This window comes from Loktanella sp. DJP18 (genome assembly GCF_049310965.1).
GTDB lineage: Bacteria > Pseudomonadota > Alphaproteobacteria > Rhodobacterales > Rhodobacteraceae > Loktanella.
The window spans coordinates 17,247-32,265 of sequence record NZ_JBMERN010000014.1 but is presented as its reverse complement, the minus strand read 5'-3'; the positions used below and the strand labels follow the sequence as shown (position 1 = coordinate 32,265).

The 15,019-nt window shown below is 65.6% G+C and carries 14 protein-coding genes; 4 read left to right on the top strand and 10 right to left on the bottom strand.

The features are described from left to right. Positions 1-16 precede the first annotated feature (16 nt). The 10 genes from ACOI1H_RS06260 to ACOI1H_RS06215 form a co-directional block, all read right to left on the bottom strand. Positions 17-1,009: a Gfo/Idh/MocA family protein gene (locus ACOI1H_RS06260; RefSeq protein ID WP_422435947.1), complete on the bottom strand. Its 993-nt coding sequence runs from the start codon at positions 1,007-1,009 to the stop codon at positions 17-19. Then, positions 1,006-1,893, bottom strand: coding sequence for an NAD(P)-dependent oxidoreductase (locus tag ACOI1H_RS06255; protein WP_422435945.1), 888 nt, complete (start codon positions 1,891-1,893; stop codon positions 1,006-1,008). The genes ACOI1H_RS06260 and ACOI1H_RS06255 overlap by 4 nt, the downstream gene beginning before the upstream one ends. A gap of 63 nt (positions 1,894-1,956) precedes the next feature. Further along, complete coding sequence (locus ACOI1H_RS06250; RefSeq protein ID WP_422435944.1) at positions 1,957-2,928, bottom strand: LysR family transcriptional regulator; 972 nt, start codon at positions 2,926-2,928, stop codon at positions 1,957-1,959. 176 nt (positions 2,929-3,104) lie between these two features. Beyond that, on the bottom strand, positions 3,105-4,892 hold the full coding sequence (locus ACOI1H_RS06245) for a gamma-glutamyltransferase family protein (RefSeq protein ID WP_422435942.1): 1,788 nt from the start codon (positions 4,890-4,892) through the stop codon (positions 3,105-3,107). A 17-nt stretch (positions 4,893-4,909) separates the two neighbouring features. Further along, positions 4,910-5,806 carry an ABC transporter permease gene (locus tag ACOI1H_RS06240; RefSeq protein WP_422435940.1) on the bottom strand — a complete coding sequence of 299 codons (897 nt, stop codon included), beginning with the start codon at positions 5,804-5,806 and terminating at the stop codon, positions 4,910-4,912. Beyond that, a complete protein-coding gene (locus ACOI1H_RS06235) occupies positions 5,803-6,747 on the bottom strand; it encodes an ABC transporter permease (protein ID WP_422435938.1) in 945 nt (314 codons plus the stop codon). The genes ACOI1H_RS06240 and ACOI1H_RS06235 overlap by 4 nt, the downstream gene beginning before the upstream one ends. Before the next feature lie 56 nt (positions 6,748-6,803). Further along, positions 6,804-8,312 (bottom strand): ABC transporter substrate-binding protein, encoded by a 1,509-nt coding sequence (locus ACOI1H_RS06230; protein WP_422435937.1) that lies wholly within the window; start codon positions 8,310-8,312, stop codon positions 6,804-6,806. Between the two features lie 22 nt (positions 8,313-8,334). Then, the gene (locus ACOI1H_RS06225; RefSeq protein WP_422435935.1) at positions 8,335-9,426 is read right to left on the bottom strand and encodes an ABC transporter ATP-binding protein; all 1,092 of its coding nucleotides are present in this window, start codon (positions 9,424-9,426) and stop codon (positions 8,335-8,337) included. Further along, complete coding sequence (locus ACOI1H_RS06220; protein ID WP_422435933.1) at positions 9,423-10,412, bottom strand: ABC transporter ATP-binding protein; 990 nt, start codon at positions 10,410-10,412, stop codon at positions 9,423-9,425. Before ACOI1H_RS06220 ends, ACOI1H_RS06225 begins: the two co-directional genes overlap by 4 nt. After that, on the bottom strand, positions 10,409-11,113 hold the full coding sequence (locus ACOI1H_RS06215) for a FadR/GntR family transcriptional regulator (RefSeq protein ID WP_422435932.1): 705 nt from the start codon (positions 11,111-11,113) through the stop codon (positions 10,409-10,411). Before ACOI1H_RS06215 ends, ACOI1H_RS06220 begins: the two co-directional genes overlap by 4 nt. Positions 11,114-11,545: 432 nt before the next feature. Here ACOI1H_RS06215 and ACOI1H_RS06210 point away from each other — a divergent pair, with 432 nt between their 5' ends. From ACOI1H_RS06210 to ACOI1H_RS06195, 4 genes are read left to right on the top strand one after another with little or no spacing between them, the layout of a single operon-like run. Next, a complete protein-coding gene (locus ACOI1H_RS06210; RefSeq protein ID WP_422435930.1) occupies positions 11,546-12,616 on the top strand; it encodes a transporter substrate-binding protein in 1,071 nt (356 codons plus the stop codon). Beyond that, positions 12,613-13,215 carry an ANTAR domain-containing response regulator gene (locus ACOI1H_RS06205; protein WP_422435929.1) on the top strand — a complete coding sequence of 201 codons (603 nt, stop codon included), beginning with the start codon at positions 12,613-12,615 and terminating at the stop codon, positions 13,213-13,215. The genes ACOI1H_RS06210 and ACOI1H_RS06205 overlap by 4 nt, the downstream gene beginning before the upstream one ends. After that, positions 13,212-14,099: an ABC transporter permease gene (locus ACOI1H_RS06200; protein WP_422435928.1), complete on the top strand. Its 888-nt coding sequence runs from the start codon at positions 13,212-13,214 to the stop codon at positions 14,097-14,099. Before ACOI1H_RS06205 ends, ACOI1H_RS06200 begins: the two co-directional genes overlap by 4 nt. Beyond that, complete coding sequence (locus ACOI1H_RS06195; protein WP_422435927.1) at positions 14,099-15,019, top strand: ABC transporter permease; 921 nt, start codon at positions 14,099-14,101, stop codon at positions 15,017-15,019. Before ACOI1H_RS06200 ends, ACOI1H_RS06195 begins: the two co-directional genes overlap by 1 nt.

Sequence of the window (15,019 nt, the reverse complement as noted above, 5' to 3'; positions counted from 1 at the left end):
ATCCTGATACGCCCCGTTACAGACGCACCGCCTCGCCGGTTTCGGCGGACCTCACGATGGCGTCGAGCACCTCGATGTTGTGGATCAGCTCTGCATCCGAGTAGGGATAGGGTGCCTCGCCCCGGATCGCGGCCCCGAAGGCTGCGATATTGGCGGTCACGCTGTCGGTCCAGTCGAAGACCTGCGTCGTGGTATCGTCGATGCTCCGATAGCATTGCATCGTCGCGGTGCCGCCGGGAGTGTCCGGGTGCGTCGCATTGCGGATTTCGACCCACATGTCGCTGCCGAAGACATGGGTGCGTATGAAATGGGGCGTATGCAGGATCGCCTGCAAGGTCGCCGTCATCCCGGCCTCGAACTGCAACTGCACGGTGACGACATCGCCGGTCTCCCAGCCCAGACTGCGGTCAGCGGTAAAGGCATGCAGCGCCGCGACCGGGCCGTAGAACGCGATCAGCAGGTCGGTCAGGTGAATCCCCATCTGCGTCATGCCAGCCGCCGGTGCGAAGGCCTTCGACGTGCGCCAGCTATCCGCCGTCAGGCCGATCAGCTTGTCATGGCTGAACGCCATTTCCGTATGCATCACGGTGCCCAGGGCGCCCGCATCCAGCATGTCCCGCAGCGCCAGGATCGCGGGCTCGAACCGCCGTTCATGCCCGATGCCCAGCACGAGGCCCGCGGCCCGACAGGATTCCACGCTTGTTCGGGCATTGGCGGCCGACAGCGACAGTGGCTTTTCGCAGAAGACGTGTTTGCCGGCGGCGACGGCCTGCGCGATCTGCGCGTCGTGCAGATCGTTGGGCGACGTCAGGATCACCGCCTGCACCTGCGGGTCCGCCAATGCGGCGGCATAGTCGGTCACCACCTTTACCCCCTGCGCGCTTATCTGATCGTGCAGCGCCGTGGCCGGTTCGACGATGCACCGCAGATCGAACGCGTCATGCCGGATCAGCCGGGGCGCGATGTGCTGCCCCCACCATCCGAAGCCAACCAGAGCCGTGCCGATCATGTTGCGTCCTCCGCCTTGCGCAGGCCGAACATGCCGACCAGTGAATTGTCGTAATTGTGCCAGCCGGCGGCCGCTGCCGTCTCGGCCTTGGACAGCACCGCACCGATGACGCCATGCGGACTGCCGGTCTCGTCCGCCAGCCCGGTCATCAGCCGCATATCCTTGATCGCGTTCGTCAGGGTAAAGCTGACGGCCCCCGGATCGCCGTCGACCACCATGTCGCGGATCGGCGGGATGCGTTTCTTGGCGGCACCGATGGCCCCGGAACTGTCAGACAGGATATCAAGCGCCAGTGCCGGATCGACGCCTTGCGACAGCGCCAGCCCCAGCGCCTCTCCCAGCGCGCTCCAATACACCATCAGCGGCAGGTTGACGGCCAGCTTCATGGCGGCCCCGGACCCGACCGGCCCCAGATGTTCCAGACGGCGCGTCATCTTGCGCAGCAAGGGGCTGGCGGCGTCGAAGGCGGCGGTCGTCCCGCCGGCCAGACCCATCAACTGCCCGGACCGCGCCGGCACGACGTTGCCGCTGACCGGACATTCCAGAAACAACCCGCCGCGCGCGGTCACGTCCCGTTCCAGTGCCTTGACCGTTTCGGGCGATGTCGTGCACATCTCGACGATCACCTTGCCGGTCAGATTGCCGTTCAGCAGCCCGTTCGCTCCGTGATAGACTGCATCGACCGCCGCATCATTGGCCAGGATCGAGAGGATGACCTCCGAGCCCTCCGCCACGGCCCGCGGTGTCGGGGCGACGGCACTGTTGGCGATGCCCTGTGCCTTGTCCGGTGTCCTGTTCCACAGCAGGAGGGTTTCCCCGACCTCGGACAGATGTTCGGCGATCGGGCGCCCCATGTTCCCGATTCCGACGATTCCCGTTGTCATGCCAAAGTCCCCCGTTCCGCATCCATTGGGGGGCATGATTTCACATTACGGTGGCCCGCAGGATCATAGTTTCAGATGCGCCGGTTCGGGATTCTCGATATCCGGCACCTCTTGCCAGTCAGACAGGATCACGCCGATGTGGTGCACAAGGCAATTCGCCAACAGCCGCGCGGCGCGGGGCGCTGCCATCTCGGCCTTTTCGACCAGGACATAGTCAAGGCTGATCGGCGGGTCCTTGATCGGGTTCAGGCGTCGCACGGACCCGTCCTTGTCCGGGTGACAGATCGCCGATGGCAGGATCGCGACCCAATCCGTCGCGCCGACCATTTCCAGCGTCGCCAGCATGCCGTCCATCTCCAGCATCTCGGCGACGTGGATGCCGTGGGTGTTCAGCAGGGTATCGAAATGCTTGCGCCGCACGTTCAGGCGGGACGGCACGATCAAGCGCTTGTCGTTCAGACACGACAGGGGAATATCGTCCAGATGCGCAAAGCCGAGGTCCAGATCGGCGTTCGACACCAGCATTTCGCGGTCACGCCCGACAAAGGTGCCAGTCAGTCCGGCGGGCAGGTCGGTCGACGGCACCAGCGCGAAATCCAGCTCTCCGTCCAGAACGCGCCGCATCAGGGAAAAACTGTACTCCTCCAGCAGGGACAGTTCGACGTCGGGAAATTCGGTCTTGAACTGGTCCAGCGCCGGGATCAGCACCGACCGGGTCAGGGATGGGATCATGCCGAACCGCACCAGACCCGCCACATTGCCGCGCAGGTCCTGCACGGCCTTCTCGGTCGCCGCCAGCGCCTTCAGGATCGCCTGCCCCTCGCGGTAGATGATCTCTCCCGCTGGGGTCAGGGCAAACTTCTTGCGCTCTCTCACCAATAGCTGGGTGCCGAGGACAAGCTCCAACCCTTTGACCTGGGTGGACATTCCCGACTGTGTCGTGTTTTCGCGGTCAGCGGCCCTGCTGAAGGACTGCTCTTCGTAGACGGCGATGATGGCTTGCAGGGCACGGATCTTGATGCTGGGATAAGCCACGACGCTACAATCTGAAAATGGGATATGATGCTGGATTAGGCATCACAAAACACGATTTGTCGAGTCTGCCGTCCCGATCCGGCACGTCGCGAAGTTTCGGATTCAACCCCCTGTCGGCAAAGCCGCAATGACCATGACACGGGCGGTTGAACGACCGGACGCCACCGCATCCGACGCTAGCGACCGATGGCGTAGGCCTGCATCAGACGTGGCGTCGCCGCAGCCCGCATCAGCCCGGAATCGTCGCGGCTGGCAGCCGTCAGGCGCCCGATGCTCCAGGGTTCGGCCACCTGCACGCGGTGCCCCCTGCTGCGCAGGTCATCGATCACGGCATCGCCGAACGACGGTTCCACCATGAGGTGGCCGGGATCGGTCGCGCGCGGATAGAACGAGCCCTGAAAGTGGGCGGTGTGGAACAGGGGGGCGTCGATCGCCGCCTGAAGGTTCGTCATGCCGTGAACGTGCCGCAGGAAATAGATCAGCTGCCACTGGTCCTGCTGATCGCCGCCCGGCGTGCCGAAAACCATCGATGCGCGCCCATTGCGTCCCGCGATCGAAGGCGACAGCGTGGTGCGCGGCCGGCGTCCCGGAGCCAGCGACGTGGGCAGTCCCTCGGTCAGCCAGAACATCTGCGCCCGGCTGTTCAACGGCATGCCAAGGCCGGGCACGACGGGCGAGGATTGCAGCCATCCCCCCGATGGCGTTGCCGACACCATGTTGCCCCAGCGGTCGATGACGTCGATATGCACCGTGTCGCCGCGCTTCTCGCTGAGGTGCGCCATCGTCGGTTCGCCCGCACCGACGCCGCTGTCCACGACATCGGCGCTGGCGCGTTTCAACGCTTCGCGGACCCACATGTCATGACCGACGATTTCGCCCGGACGCTGCACGAGAGAGGCGGTGGCGTCGATCATCGCGCGGCGCACCTCGGCGTATTCGCGCGACAGCAGGGTCTCTGTGGGGATGTCGGTATGGGCCGGATCGCCATAGTAGGCCTCGCGGTCCGCGAAGGACAGCTTCATCGCTTCGGTCACCCAATGCACGAAGTCGGCACCGACGGGGTCCATGTCGGCAATGCCGGACCCTTCCAGAATGCGCAGCGATTGCAGGAAGGTCGGCGATTGCGCCCACATCCCCGGCTTCCACACGGTCCAGCCGTGGTAGTCGACGGAAAGCGGAGTCTCATAAGTCGCTTCCCAGCCCCCCATGTCCTGACCTGTCAGCACACCTTTGCGGCGGCCGCCGGCGGCATCCATGACGCAGGCGTCCCGCATCCAGTCGTCGATCGCCTCTGCCACGAAGCCCTTGTAGAATGCATGACGCGCGGCCTCGATCTGGGCCTCGTGGCCGCTGGCATTCTCGGCCTCGGTCAGGATGCGGTCCCAAGTGTCGGCCAGATCCGGGTTGCGGAACAGGCTTTCGGGGGCGGGGACGTGGCCGCCCGGCAGCCAGGTCGCATAAGAGGTCGGCCATTCGTCGCGAAAGAAGTCCGCAAGACCGCCGATCGTCGCCGACACCCGTGCCAGCACCGGGTGGCCGTGGCGGGCGTAGTGGATTGCCGGTTCCAGGATATCGCGCAGCGGCAGCTTGCCGTGATCGCGCAGCATCAGCATCCATGCATCGAAGACGCCGGGAATGACCGTCGCCAGCAGGCCGGACCCGGGGATTAGGTCAAGCCCTTCGGCCTTGTAATGGGCAATGGTGGCACCTGCCGGTGCCGTGCCCTGACCGCAGACGACGCGGGGCGTGTCCTCTCCTGCCACCTGGATCAGCGCCGGCATGTCGCCCAGCGGGCCGCACAGGTGCGGTTCCACCACGTTCAGGACGAAATTCATCGCGGCGGCGGCATCGAACGCGTTGCCGCCCTTTTCGAGGATGCGCATACCCACGGCAGAGGCGATCCAGTGGGTCGAAGTCGCGACGCCGAAGGTGCCCAGAATCTCGGGCCGGGTGGTGAATTGCATGAAGAAAGATCCTGTTTTCAGTTGTCGCGAGGGTCGAGGGCGTCGCGCAGACCGTCGCCCAGAAGGTTGAAGCCAAGCACGACGAGAAAGATCCCGAGGCCCGGATAAAGTGCCAGCCAGGGGGCCTGTTCGAGGAACTGCTTGGCGGTGTTCAGCATCGACCCCCAACTTGGCGCGGGCGGTTGCTGTCCGAGGCCCAGGAAAGACAGCGACGCCTCTGCGATGATCGCGGTGGCTATGGTCAACGTGGCCTGTACCAGCAGGGGCGGGACGATGTTGGGCAGGATGTAGCGGGCGATGATGTCGCGGTGGGTCAGCCCGATGGCCAAAGCACCTTCGACGTAATCCTCTGTCAGGACCTGCATGGTCTGCGCACGGGCCAAGCGGATGAAGATCGGCACGGCAGAGATGCCGATGGCGATCATCGCGTTCGTCAGCGACGGGCCAAGGAAGGCCGCCATTGCAATCGCGAGGATCAGGAAGGGTGCGGCCAGCAGCGCCTCTGTCACGCGTGAAATGGCGGCGTCGGTCCAGCCTCGCATATAGCCGGCGGCCACACCCAGCGGGACGCCGATGACCAGCGCGATGGTGACGGACACCACGCCTGCCATCAAGGACGCCTGTCCGCCCCAGATCATGCGGGACAGCACGTCGCGACCGATCTCGTCGGTGCCGAACCAATGCGCGGCGTTCGGGGGTTTGCGCACGGCGGCAAAGTCCGTGACGGCGGGGCCGGGGATCGGCAGCACTGGGGCGAGGATCGCCATGATGCAGAAGAAGGCTACGATCCCGCCGCCCAGCAGCGCTGCCGGGTTCCTTTTCAGCTTGCCCCAGACACGGCCTTGCCGGGGTGGCAGGACCTCCGTGACCTCCTGCCGGGACGGGGCCGTGTCGAGGGTGACGGGATTGGTCATTGGTCTGACATTTTCGGGTTCAGGACGCGGTAAAGGGCGTCGGCCAGGATGTTCATCAGGATGAAGGCGATGGCGGTGCACAGGACGATGCCCTGCACGACGGCGTAGTCGCGGTTGAAGACCGCATCGACGACCAGCTTGCCAAAGCCGGGGATGGTGAAAATCTGTTCCGTCAGCACGGCACCCGCCAGCAATTCGCCGAACAGCAGCGTGACGACGGTGACGACGGGGACCAGCGCGTTGCGCAGCGCATGTTTGACCACGACCGCGCGTTCACCCAGCCCCTTGGCGCGTGCGGTGCGGACGTAGTCGGATTGCAGCACGCCCAGCATCGCGGACCGCGTGTGACGCATCAAAGTGGCGGCCAGCCCGGTGCCCAGCACGAAGGCCGGCATCATCATCGTCTTGAGCGATTGCAGCGGATCGTCGGTGAAGGGCTGATAGCCCGACGCGGGCAGCCAGCCGAGGTTCACGCTGACCAGCAGGATCATCATGATGCCGAGCCAGAAGTTCGGGATCGACAGGCCAGAAAGGGCGACGACGTTCGCGACCCAGTCGATCCAGGTGCCCTTCTTGTAGGCCGACAGGATGCCCGCCGGGATGCCGATGACCACGGCAAAGGCCAGCGCCATCAGCGCAAGCTGGATCGTGACCGGCAGCTTCTGCGCGAGCAGGGTGGTGACGTTCTGGTTGGTCCGCAGCGATATGCCCAGATCGCCCTGAAGCGCATTCCAGACCCAGTTGAAGTACTGGACATAGACGGGATCGTTCAGGCGATATTTCTCGCGCAGGAATTCCAGCAGCTCCGGGCTGCGATCCTCGCCGGCCAGCGCCAGCACGGGATCGCCCGGCAGCAGTTTCTGCAACCCGAACACGAAGACCGAGATCAGCAGGATCGTCGGAATCGCGATCAAAAGACGGTGGCCGAGGAATCGGAGCATGTTGCAGCCTTGCAGGAAGGGTCAGGCCCGGCGACGATGCCGCCGGGCCGGGTGGGTCATTCGGCCTTGGTCACGCCGGCCAGCCGGATCATGCCGTCGGGATAGGGCACGAATCCGGTGACGCCTGCGTCCATCGCCCAGATCCAGTTCTGGTGAAAGACATAGATCAGCGGCATCTCGTCGTTGAGGATCGCCGTCGCCTGGTCGTAAAGCGCCTTGCGTGCCGCCGTGTCATTGGTGGCGCGGGCCTCGTTCAGAAGCTCGTCGACCTGCGGATTGCAATACTTGGCGTCGTTGATGCCGCCCTCGCAGGTCACGAACTGGTGGATGTTGCCGTCGGGATCGACGCGGCCCGACCAGCCGACCTGGCTGATCTCGTAGTCGCCAGCGGTCTGTTGCGACAACTGGGTGGCAAATTCCTTGGCGACCACGTTGACGGTGATTCCGGCCTCCGCCGCCATCGCCTGGATGACCTGCGTCACCTGCTGGTCGATCCGGTCGGTGCTGACCTGAATTTCCACGGTCGGGTTTTCGACCCCGGCTTCGGCCAGCTTGGCTTTTGCTGCCTCCACGTCGCGGGCGGGGATCGGCAGGTCGGCGTTGTACCACGGAGAGGTCGGCGGCCAGGGCTGGTTGCCTGCCGCAAAGGCCCCTTCGAAGACCACCTGATTGATGACCTCGCGATCGATCGACAGCGAAAGGGCTTGACGCACCAGCTTGTCCTGGCCGAAGGGATTCTGCGACCGGTCGCCGTTGGCGACGTTGACCGTTAGACCCTGGTAGCCGAGCGATGTCGCCTGCTCCATCGTCAGAGCATCGTCGCCTGCCACGGACGCCACATCGGTGGCGGCCAGCCGTTCGATCATGTCTACGTCACCGGCCCGCAGGTTGGCCAGCCGCACGGTCGTATCCACGATCGGCAGGAAGGTCACGGTGTCGAAGGTATAGGCGTCGGCATTGTAATAGTCCGCGAACTTGGTCAGCACGATGCGGTCCTGCTGCACCCGCTCGGTAAAGCTGTAGGGCCCGGCGCAGACCGGCGCGTTCCCGAAATCGACGCCGGCGGCCTCGGCAGCGGTGGGCGATACCATCATGCCGGCCCGGTCGGCCAGTTGCGCGATCAGGGTCGCATCCGGCTTGGCCACCGTGATCTCGATCGTGGTGGGATCGACGACGTTCGTGCCGGTGATCGAGGACACCTCCGATTTGCGGCGGCTCTCTTCCAGCGTCTGGGACCGGTTGATGTTGTAGGCGACGGCCTCTGCATCGAAGGGGGTGCCGTCGTGGAACGTCACGTCGTCGCGCAGCTTCATGGTTAGGGTCAGGTTGTCGTCGGACCAGCTCCATTCCGTGGCCAGCATGGGGATGATCTCAAGCTCTGGCGTGATGTCCACGAGCTTGTCGCAGAGCGAGGCGTAGACGATGCGCCCGACGAACGTGCGCGACTGATCGGGATCGAGGACATCGGGATCCTCGGCAAGTCCGATCCGCAGATCGGCGGCGATGACGGGGGCGGCGGTCAGCATCAGCATGGCGCTGAGGGTAAAGATGGCTGGTTTTTTCATGGTCGGTCTCCTGACTGTTGTGTCACGTGGTCGGGGTCTTTGCGGGATGGGTCCGCGCACTTTGGGCGGCGCGGTATAGGTCGAAACGGGCCTGAACGGCGGGGCTGCGGCGGTGACCGCTGGGCATGTGCCCATCCAGTGACAGCGTCGCAGCATGGTGGCAGGCGGCCCAACGGTCCGGGCCCGTCGCCAGCAGGCGGGGGCGGTCGGTCCGGCAGACCTCGGTCGCGTGCGGGCAGCGCGGATGAAAGCGGCAGCCGGTCGGCAGATCGATGGGATTGGGCGGGTCGCCTTCCAGTTGCGGTGCCGCGTGGCGCGCTCCCATTTCCGCCACCGGGATCGCGGCGATCAGGGCGGCGGTGTAGGGATGTCTGGGAACGGCGAACAGGTCGTCGACAGGACCCTGTTCGACGATCTCGCCCAGATACATTACCGCGACACGGTCGGCCATGTGCCGCACGACGGCCAGGTCATGGGCGATGATGACCAGGGTCAGGCCAAGGTCGGCCTTGAGGTCCTGCAGGATGTTGATGACCTGCGCCTGGATCGACAGGTCCAGCGCCGACACCGGTTCGTCGCCGATCACGACCTTCGGCCCGGTGATGAGCGCCCGCGCGATCCCGATGCGCTGACGTTGCCCGCCAGAGAATTCGTGCGGATACCGGTCGATCACCGAAGCGGGCAGACCGACGCGCGCCAGCATCCGCGCAACCTTGGCCCGGCGGTCCGGCCGGTCGCCGATTCCATGCACCAGCAGCGGTTCCTCGATCAGCGCGCCGACGGTCATGCGCGGGTTCAGCGAAGAGAACGGGTCCTGAAAGATGAACTGCAGGTCGCGCCGCAGGTGGCGCATCTCCTCCGCTGCGACGGACGCGATGTTGCGGCCTTCATAGATCACATTGCCTTCGGTCGGCGGCAGAAGCCGCACCAGAAGGCGGGCCAGAGTGGACTTGCCGCAGCCCGATTCACCGACGATGGCCAGCGTCTCGCCACGGCGGACCTTTAGGTTGATGCCGTCGACCGCACGCACGACCTTGGCGTCGCCGAAGAACGGTTTGCGACCGATGAACCGCTTTTGAAGGGCCTGCGTCTCGAGGATGATGTCAGACGTCATGCGACCGCCTTCATCTGGTCGAGAGGGGCTTTCCAGCACGCGACGCGGTGGTCGCTGCCATCGAGGGCCACCATTGGTGGCACCTGCGCGCATTGGCTGTCGGCAAAGGGGCAGCGCGCGGCAAACCGGCAGCCGCCCGGCATCTCTCGGGCCGGAGGGACGACACCCGGAATCGTGACGAGGCGGTCTTCCCCGCCGTCGAGGCTGGGCATCGAGGCGATGAGCCCGATGGTATAAGGATGCTGCGGATCGTCGAAGATGTCTGCGACGAGACCGGTCTCGACCATCTGTCCCGCGTACATGACGGCGACGCTGTCCGCCATTTCCGCCACGACGCCAAGGTCATGCGTGATCAGGATCATCGCCGTGCCGGTGTCGCGCTGAAGGCCGCGCATCAGGTCCAGCACCTGAGCCTGGATGGTCACGTCCAGAGCAGTCGTCGGTTCGTCCGCAAGCACGAGGTCGGGGGCATTCGCCAAGGCCATCGCGATCATCACCCGCTGGCGCATGCCGCCTGACAGGTTGTGCGGATAGACGTCCATGCGCGTCTCGGGCGCGGGAATCCGCACGCGGCGCAACATCTCGACCGCGTGCGCACGCGCCTCGGTGTCGGACTGGCCGGTGTGGCGGCGCACGACCTCGGCGATCTGGTCACCGATCTTCAGCGCCGGGTTCAGGCTCGTCATCGGCTCTTGAAAGATCATCCCGATCCGGTTGCCGCGCAGGCGGCGCATTTCTGCGGGCGGCAGGGACAGCAGATCACGGCCCTGGAACGACGCGCTGCCCCCCGTGACGCGCAGCGGGGGTGTCGCAAGCAGGCCCATCAGCGCCAGCGCCGTCAGGCTTTTGCCGCAGCCCGATTCCCCGACGATGCACAGCGTCCTGCCGCGATCCAGCGTGAACGACAGGTCACTGACAAGGTCCCGGGCGGTGCCGTCGATGCGGATGCCAAGCCCCGCGACATCAAGCAGTGGGGCCTCGGTCATCGCGGCGCATCCTGAAGCGACTTGCGCAGATTTTCGGTCAGCTGAAGCAGGTGATCGGTCATGGCCTGCCGCGCGGCCAAGGCATCGCGCGCGTCGATGGCGTCGATGATCGCGGTATGCTGCGCGTCATACAACTTCAGCAGTGCGGGAGAGCGCGCGTGGTCGCGCTTGCGCTGCCAGTCGGCAGATCCGCGCACCTCGTCAATCAGCCCGAAAGCGATTGAAAGAAGCCGGTTGCCGGCGATCCGCGCGATCAGGCGGTGCATCGCACCATCCCACAACTCGGTGGAATCCCGGTCGTTCGACGCGCTGGCACGGTTCGCTAGCATCCGCAGACGGTCGACGTCTTCTGCCGTGGCCCGCCGCGCACAAAGGGCGGCAAGCTGCGGTTCGATCCCCAATCGGGCATCCATGACGGCAAGCGCGTCGACGTCGCCGGCAATCTCGGCCGCAAGACCGGAGATGATCTGCGGAGGCTGACCGACGAAGGTGCCTTTGCCTTGCTGGCGCCAGACGAGTCCCTCGGCCTCCAGCACTTCCATCGCGCGGCGCACGACATGGCGACCGACCCTCAACTGCGCCGACAACTCGCGTTCCGTCGGCAAGCGACCCTCGTGCGGCACCTCGCCGCTGTCGATCATCCTGCGGATGCGCGCCAGCGCCAGCGTCGTGTTGTCGGTCGAGGTGTCGAGAAGCGTCACTGTCAGCCCAATCCGATTCTTGGTTTCGCCCAATCATGGAATGGTTGATTTGACCCGAAGTCAATGCGTGGGCCGGCCAAAGTGGGGATCGTGAGGCTGAGGGGCAGAATATCGCAGCTTTTGATTAAACATTGATCGTTTGTCGCTTTTGTCGGCGGCAGATGGACGATTCTGCCCTCAGATCTCGAAATTTACTTCCTGCGCGGCCTGCGGAATCCTGTGCATGACGGCGCACCGGCCGCAAATCAGGTCGCTTGTCTTGCCGATGGGACCTGCAGAAGGCCCGGCACCGCAACGATCTTGACGGGAGCGATTGCGCAGGACAGGCTGGCATCAACATCCGGCTGAACGCCGATCGGCATCCGCGCCCCGACCCGAACACCAGTGCTCCTGCTGTGATCGGGGCGGGGCTTTTTCGTTGAGGCACCCCTCTTGCGACGCACCATTGCCATTGGTCTTCTGTATTCGCTGACCGGCAGCTATGCCCGGATCGGCACCGCCTGTCTGACCGGTGCCCTGGCGGCCATCGACCGGATCAACGCCGATCCGGCGCGGGGCGTCACGTTCCGGGCGGTCACCCGCGACCCGGGGGGCAACATCGATCTTTACGCGCCACTGTGTGCCGAGATCCTGCGCGACACACCGGCCCGTCACATCATCGGCTGCGTCACATCATGGAGCCGCAAGGACGTCATTCCGACGCTGGAAAAGTATGGCGGCAGCCTTTGGTATGCGGTGCCCTACGAAGGCTTCGAGGCCTCGGATCATGTCGTCTATCTGCACGCCTGTCCGAACCAGCATCTGCTGCCGCTGCTGGACTGGGCGTTGCCGACCTGCGGCAAACGCGCATACCTGACCGGCTCCAACTACATCTGGGGGTGGGAGATCAACCGCCTGGCCCGCGAACGGATCACCGCAGCGGGCGGCAGCGTCGCGGGCGAGAGATACCTCCCGCTGGGGTCCGTCGACATCGACCGGATGATCGAGGAGGTGCGCGCCACCGCGCCGGACTTCATCCTCAATTCGCTGATCGGACCGTCGTCCTATGCGTTCCTGCGGGCCTACGAGGCGCTGGGCGCGCAGGACTCCCGCTTTGCCGCCGACTGCTGCCCCGTCCTGTCCTGCAACCTGACCGAATGCGAACTGCCAGAGATCGGCGAGGCCGCCGAAGGGCTGATCGCGGCGGGGCCCTATTTCAGGGTCGCAGGCACGACGTTCGGCAGCAGCCACGAAGCGGCAGCCTGGCGGGCCGTCCATGCCTTGGCCGACCTGATGGAGGCGGCCCCCGCGGCGCAGAGCCTGGGTGATCTGCTGCGCGGTCCGGCGGGCCAGGCCAGCGGGATCGATCTCCAGACACACCACACCGTCCAGCCCGTCCTGATCGCGCAGGTGCGCGACGGGGCCTTTGCCGTGCTGGGGGATTACGGGTCACGCATGGGCGATCCCTATCTGACCGGCCCGGCCGCCCCTGCGGTACGCGCGTCACTGCGGGTGGTGTCATGACGGGCGCTGTCCGCATCGCGGATCTGGGCGGGGCGCGTGCGATCATCCTGCACCGTCCCCACGCTGCCGTCACGGCCCTGACGCGTCAGTTGCAGGCCGTCGGCCTGCGTGTCACGACCAGTTGGCCTGATCTTCAGGCCGATGCTCTGGGGGCTGATTTCGTGTTCTTTGACGCGGACATGGGCTTTGACGACCAATTTCCTTGGTCGCGTGGAGCCGCCCCCATGCCGCTGATCGCGCTGATCGGATCGGAGGCGCCGGGACGCATCGAATGGGCGCTTGCGACGGGCGCGCAGGCCCAGATCCTCAAGCCCGTCGGCGACAGCGGCGTCTATTCGGCCCTGCTGATTGCCCGTCACGGGTTCGAGGCGCGCCGGTCGCTGAGCGCCGAAGCGGCCGACCTGCGCCGCCGTCTGGGCGAACGCCAGACGGTCGTGCAGGCGGTGATCCTGCTGACCCGGTCCGGCGGGTCGGAATCCGCCGCCTATGCCACTCTGCGGCAGATGGCCATGACCGCGCGGATCACGCTGGAGGAGGCCGCGGCGCGTGTCGTGGCGGGACCGGACCGGCGCGGCCATGCAACCGGGGGCGGGACATGACAACCATCGTCGACGCCCCGACCCGCGCGCGGCCTGACAGCGTCTGGCGGAGGCTGCGCCGCCGCCCGCTCGCGCTGTTCGGGATGGCGCTGGTGGTCCTGATCGTCGGGTCGGCCATCCTCGCACCCTGGCTGGCACCCTACGACCCGTTCGCGCAGCACTTCGACGGACTGACCCTGTTCGGCGAACCGCTGCCCCCCGGCGGGGCCTATGTCTTGGGGACCGACCTGCTGGGCCGCGACCTGCTCAGCCGCCTGCTATATGGTGCGCGCACCTCGCTGATCATTGGCGTAGTGGCAAACGGCATCGCGCTGGTGATCGGCACGGTGATCGGGCTGACGGCCGGCTTCTTTCAGGGCTGGATCGGTGCCGTGCTGATGCGCTTCACCGACCTGATGATGGCCTTTCCCGCGCTGTTGCTTGCGATCTGCCTTGCGGCGATCTTTCAGCCCAGTCTCTGGATCGTGGCTTTCGTCATCGCGATGGTCAACTGGGTGCAGACGGCGCGTGTGATCTATACGGAAACCTCGGCGCTTGCGGCCCGCGACTATATCGCCGCGCAGCGGACGCTGGGTGCCGGCACGCCGCGCATCCTGTTCCGCCATATCCTGCCGCACCTGTTCCCCCTGATCATCGTCTGGGGCACGCTGGGCATTTCGACGACCGTGCTGCTCGAGGCGACGCTGTCCTACCTTGGCGTCGGTGTGCAGCCCCCGACGCCAAGCTGGGGCAACATCATCTTCGAGAACCAGACCTATTTTCAGTCCGCGCCCTGGCTGGTGTTCTTTCCGGGTGCCGCGATCGTGGCACTGGCGCTGGCCTTCAACCTCGTGGGCGACGCGCTGCGCGATGTCCTTGACCCGACATTGCGGGGGTCCGACTGATGACCGCCTATCTGGCCCGCCGCCTGATCCAGAGCGCCCTGATCCTGCTGGGTGTCAGCTTCATCACGTTCTTTCTGCTTTACGTGCTGCCCGCCGATCCGGTGCGCCAGATCGCAGGGCGGTCGGCGACGCCGCAAACGGTCGCCAACATCCGCGCGCAACTCGGGCTCGACCAGCCGTTCATCGTGCAATACGGCCGCTATCTGGCCGGATTGGTGCAGGGCGACATGGGCCGCAGCTACTTGCAGAAGACCGATGTCGCGACCCTGATCGCGGCGCGTCTGCCCGCGTCATTGCTTTTGATGGTGGCCGGCATTGGGGCGGAACTGGTGATCGGCCTGACGATGGGTGTCGTCGCGGCCCTGTGGCGGGGCAGGGCAGTGGACAACGGGCTGATGATGACCAGTTTCGTCACCGTGTCCGCCCCGCAATTCGTGGTGGCGCTGCTGCTGCTCTACGTCTTCGCGGTCAAGCTGGGCTGGTTTCCCATCGGCGGCTACGGCACACCGGCCCATCTGGTGCTGCCGGCCCTGACGCTCGGCATCCTCGGGTCCGGCTGGTATGCCCGCATGATGCGGTCCAGCATGGTCGAGGTGCTGCGCGCCGATTTCATCCGCACCGCCCGCGCCAAGGGCCTGACCCGCGCCCGCGTCATCCTGCGCCACGCCCTGCCCAATGCGATCCTGCCGGTCATTGCCATGATCGGCATCGACATCGGCATCTTCATGGGCGGTATCGTCGTCGTCGAAGGCGTCTTTGGCTGGCCCGGTATCGGGCAGCTGGCCTGGCAGGCGATCCAGCGCGTCGACATTCCGATCATCATGGGCGTCACGCTCGTCAGTGCCTTTGCCATCGTGCTGGGCAACCTGCTGGCCGACATGATCGCACCCCTGATCGACCCCCGTATCCGCATCCGCTAA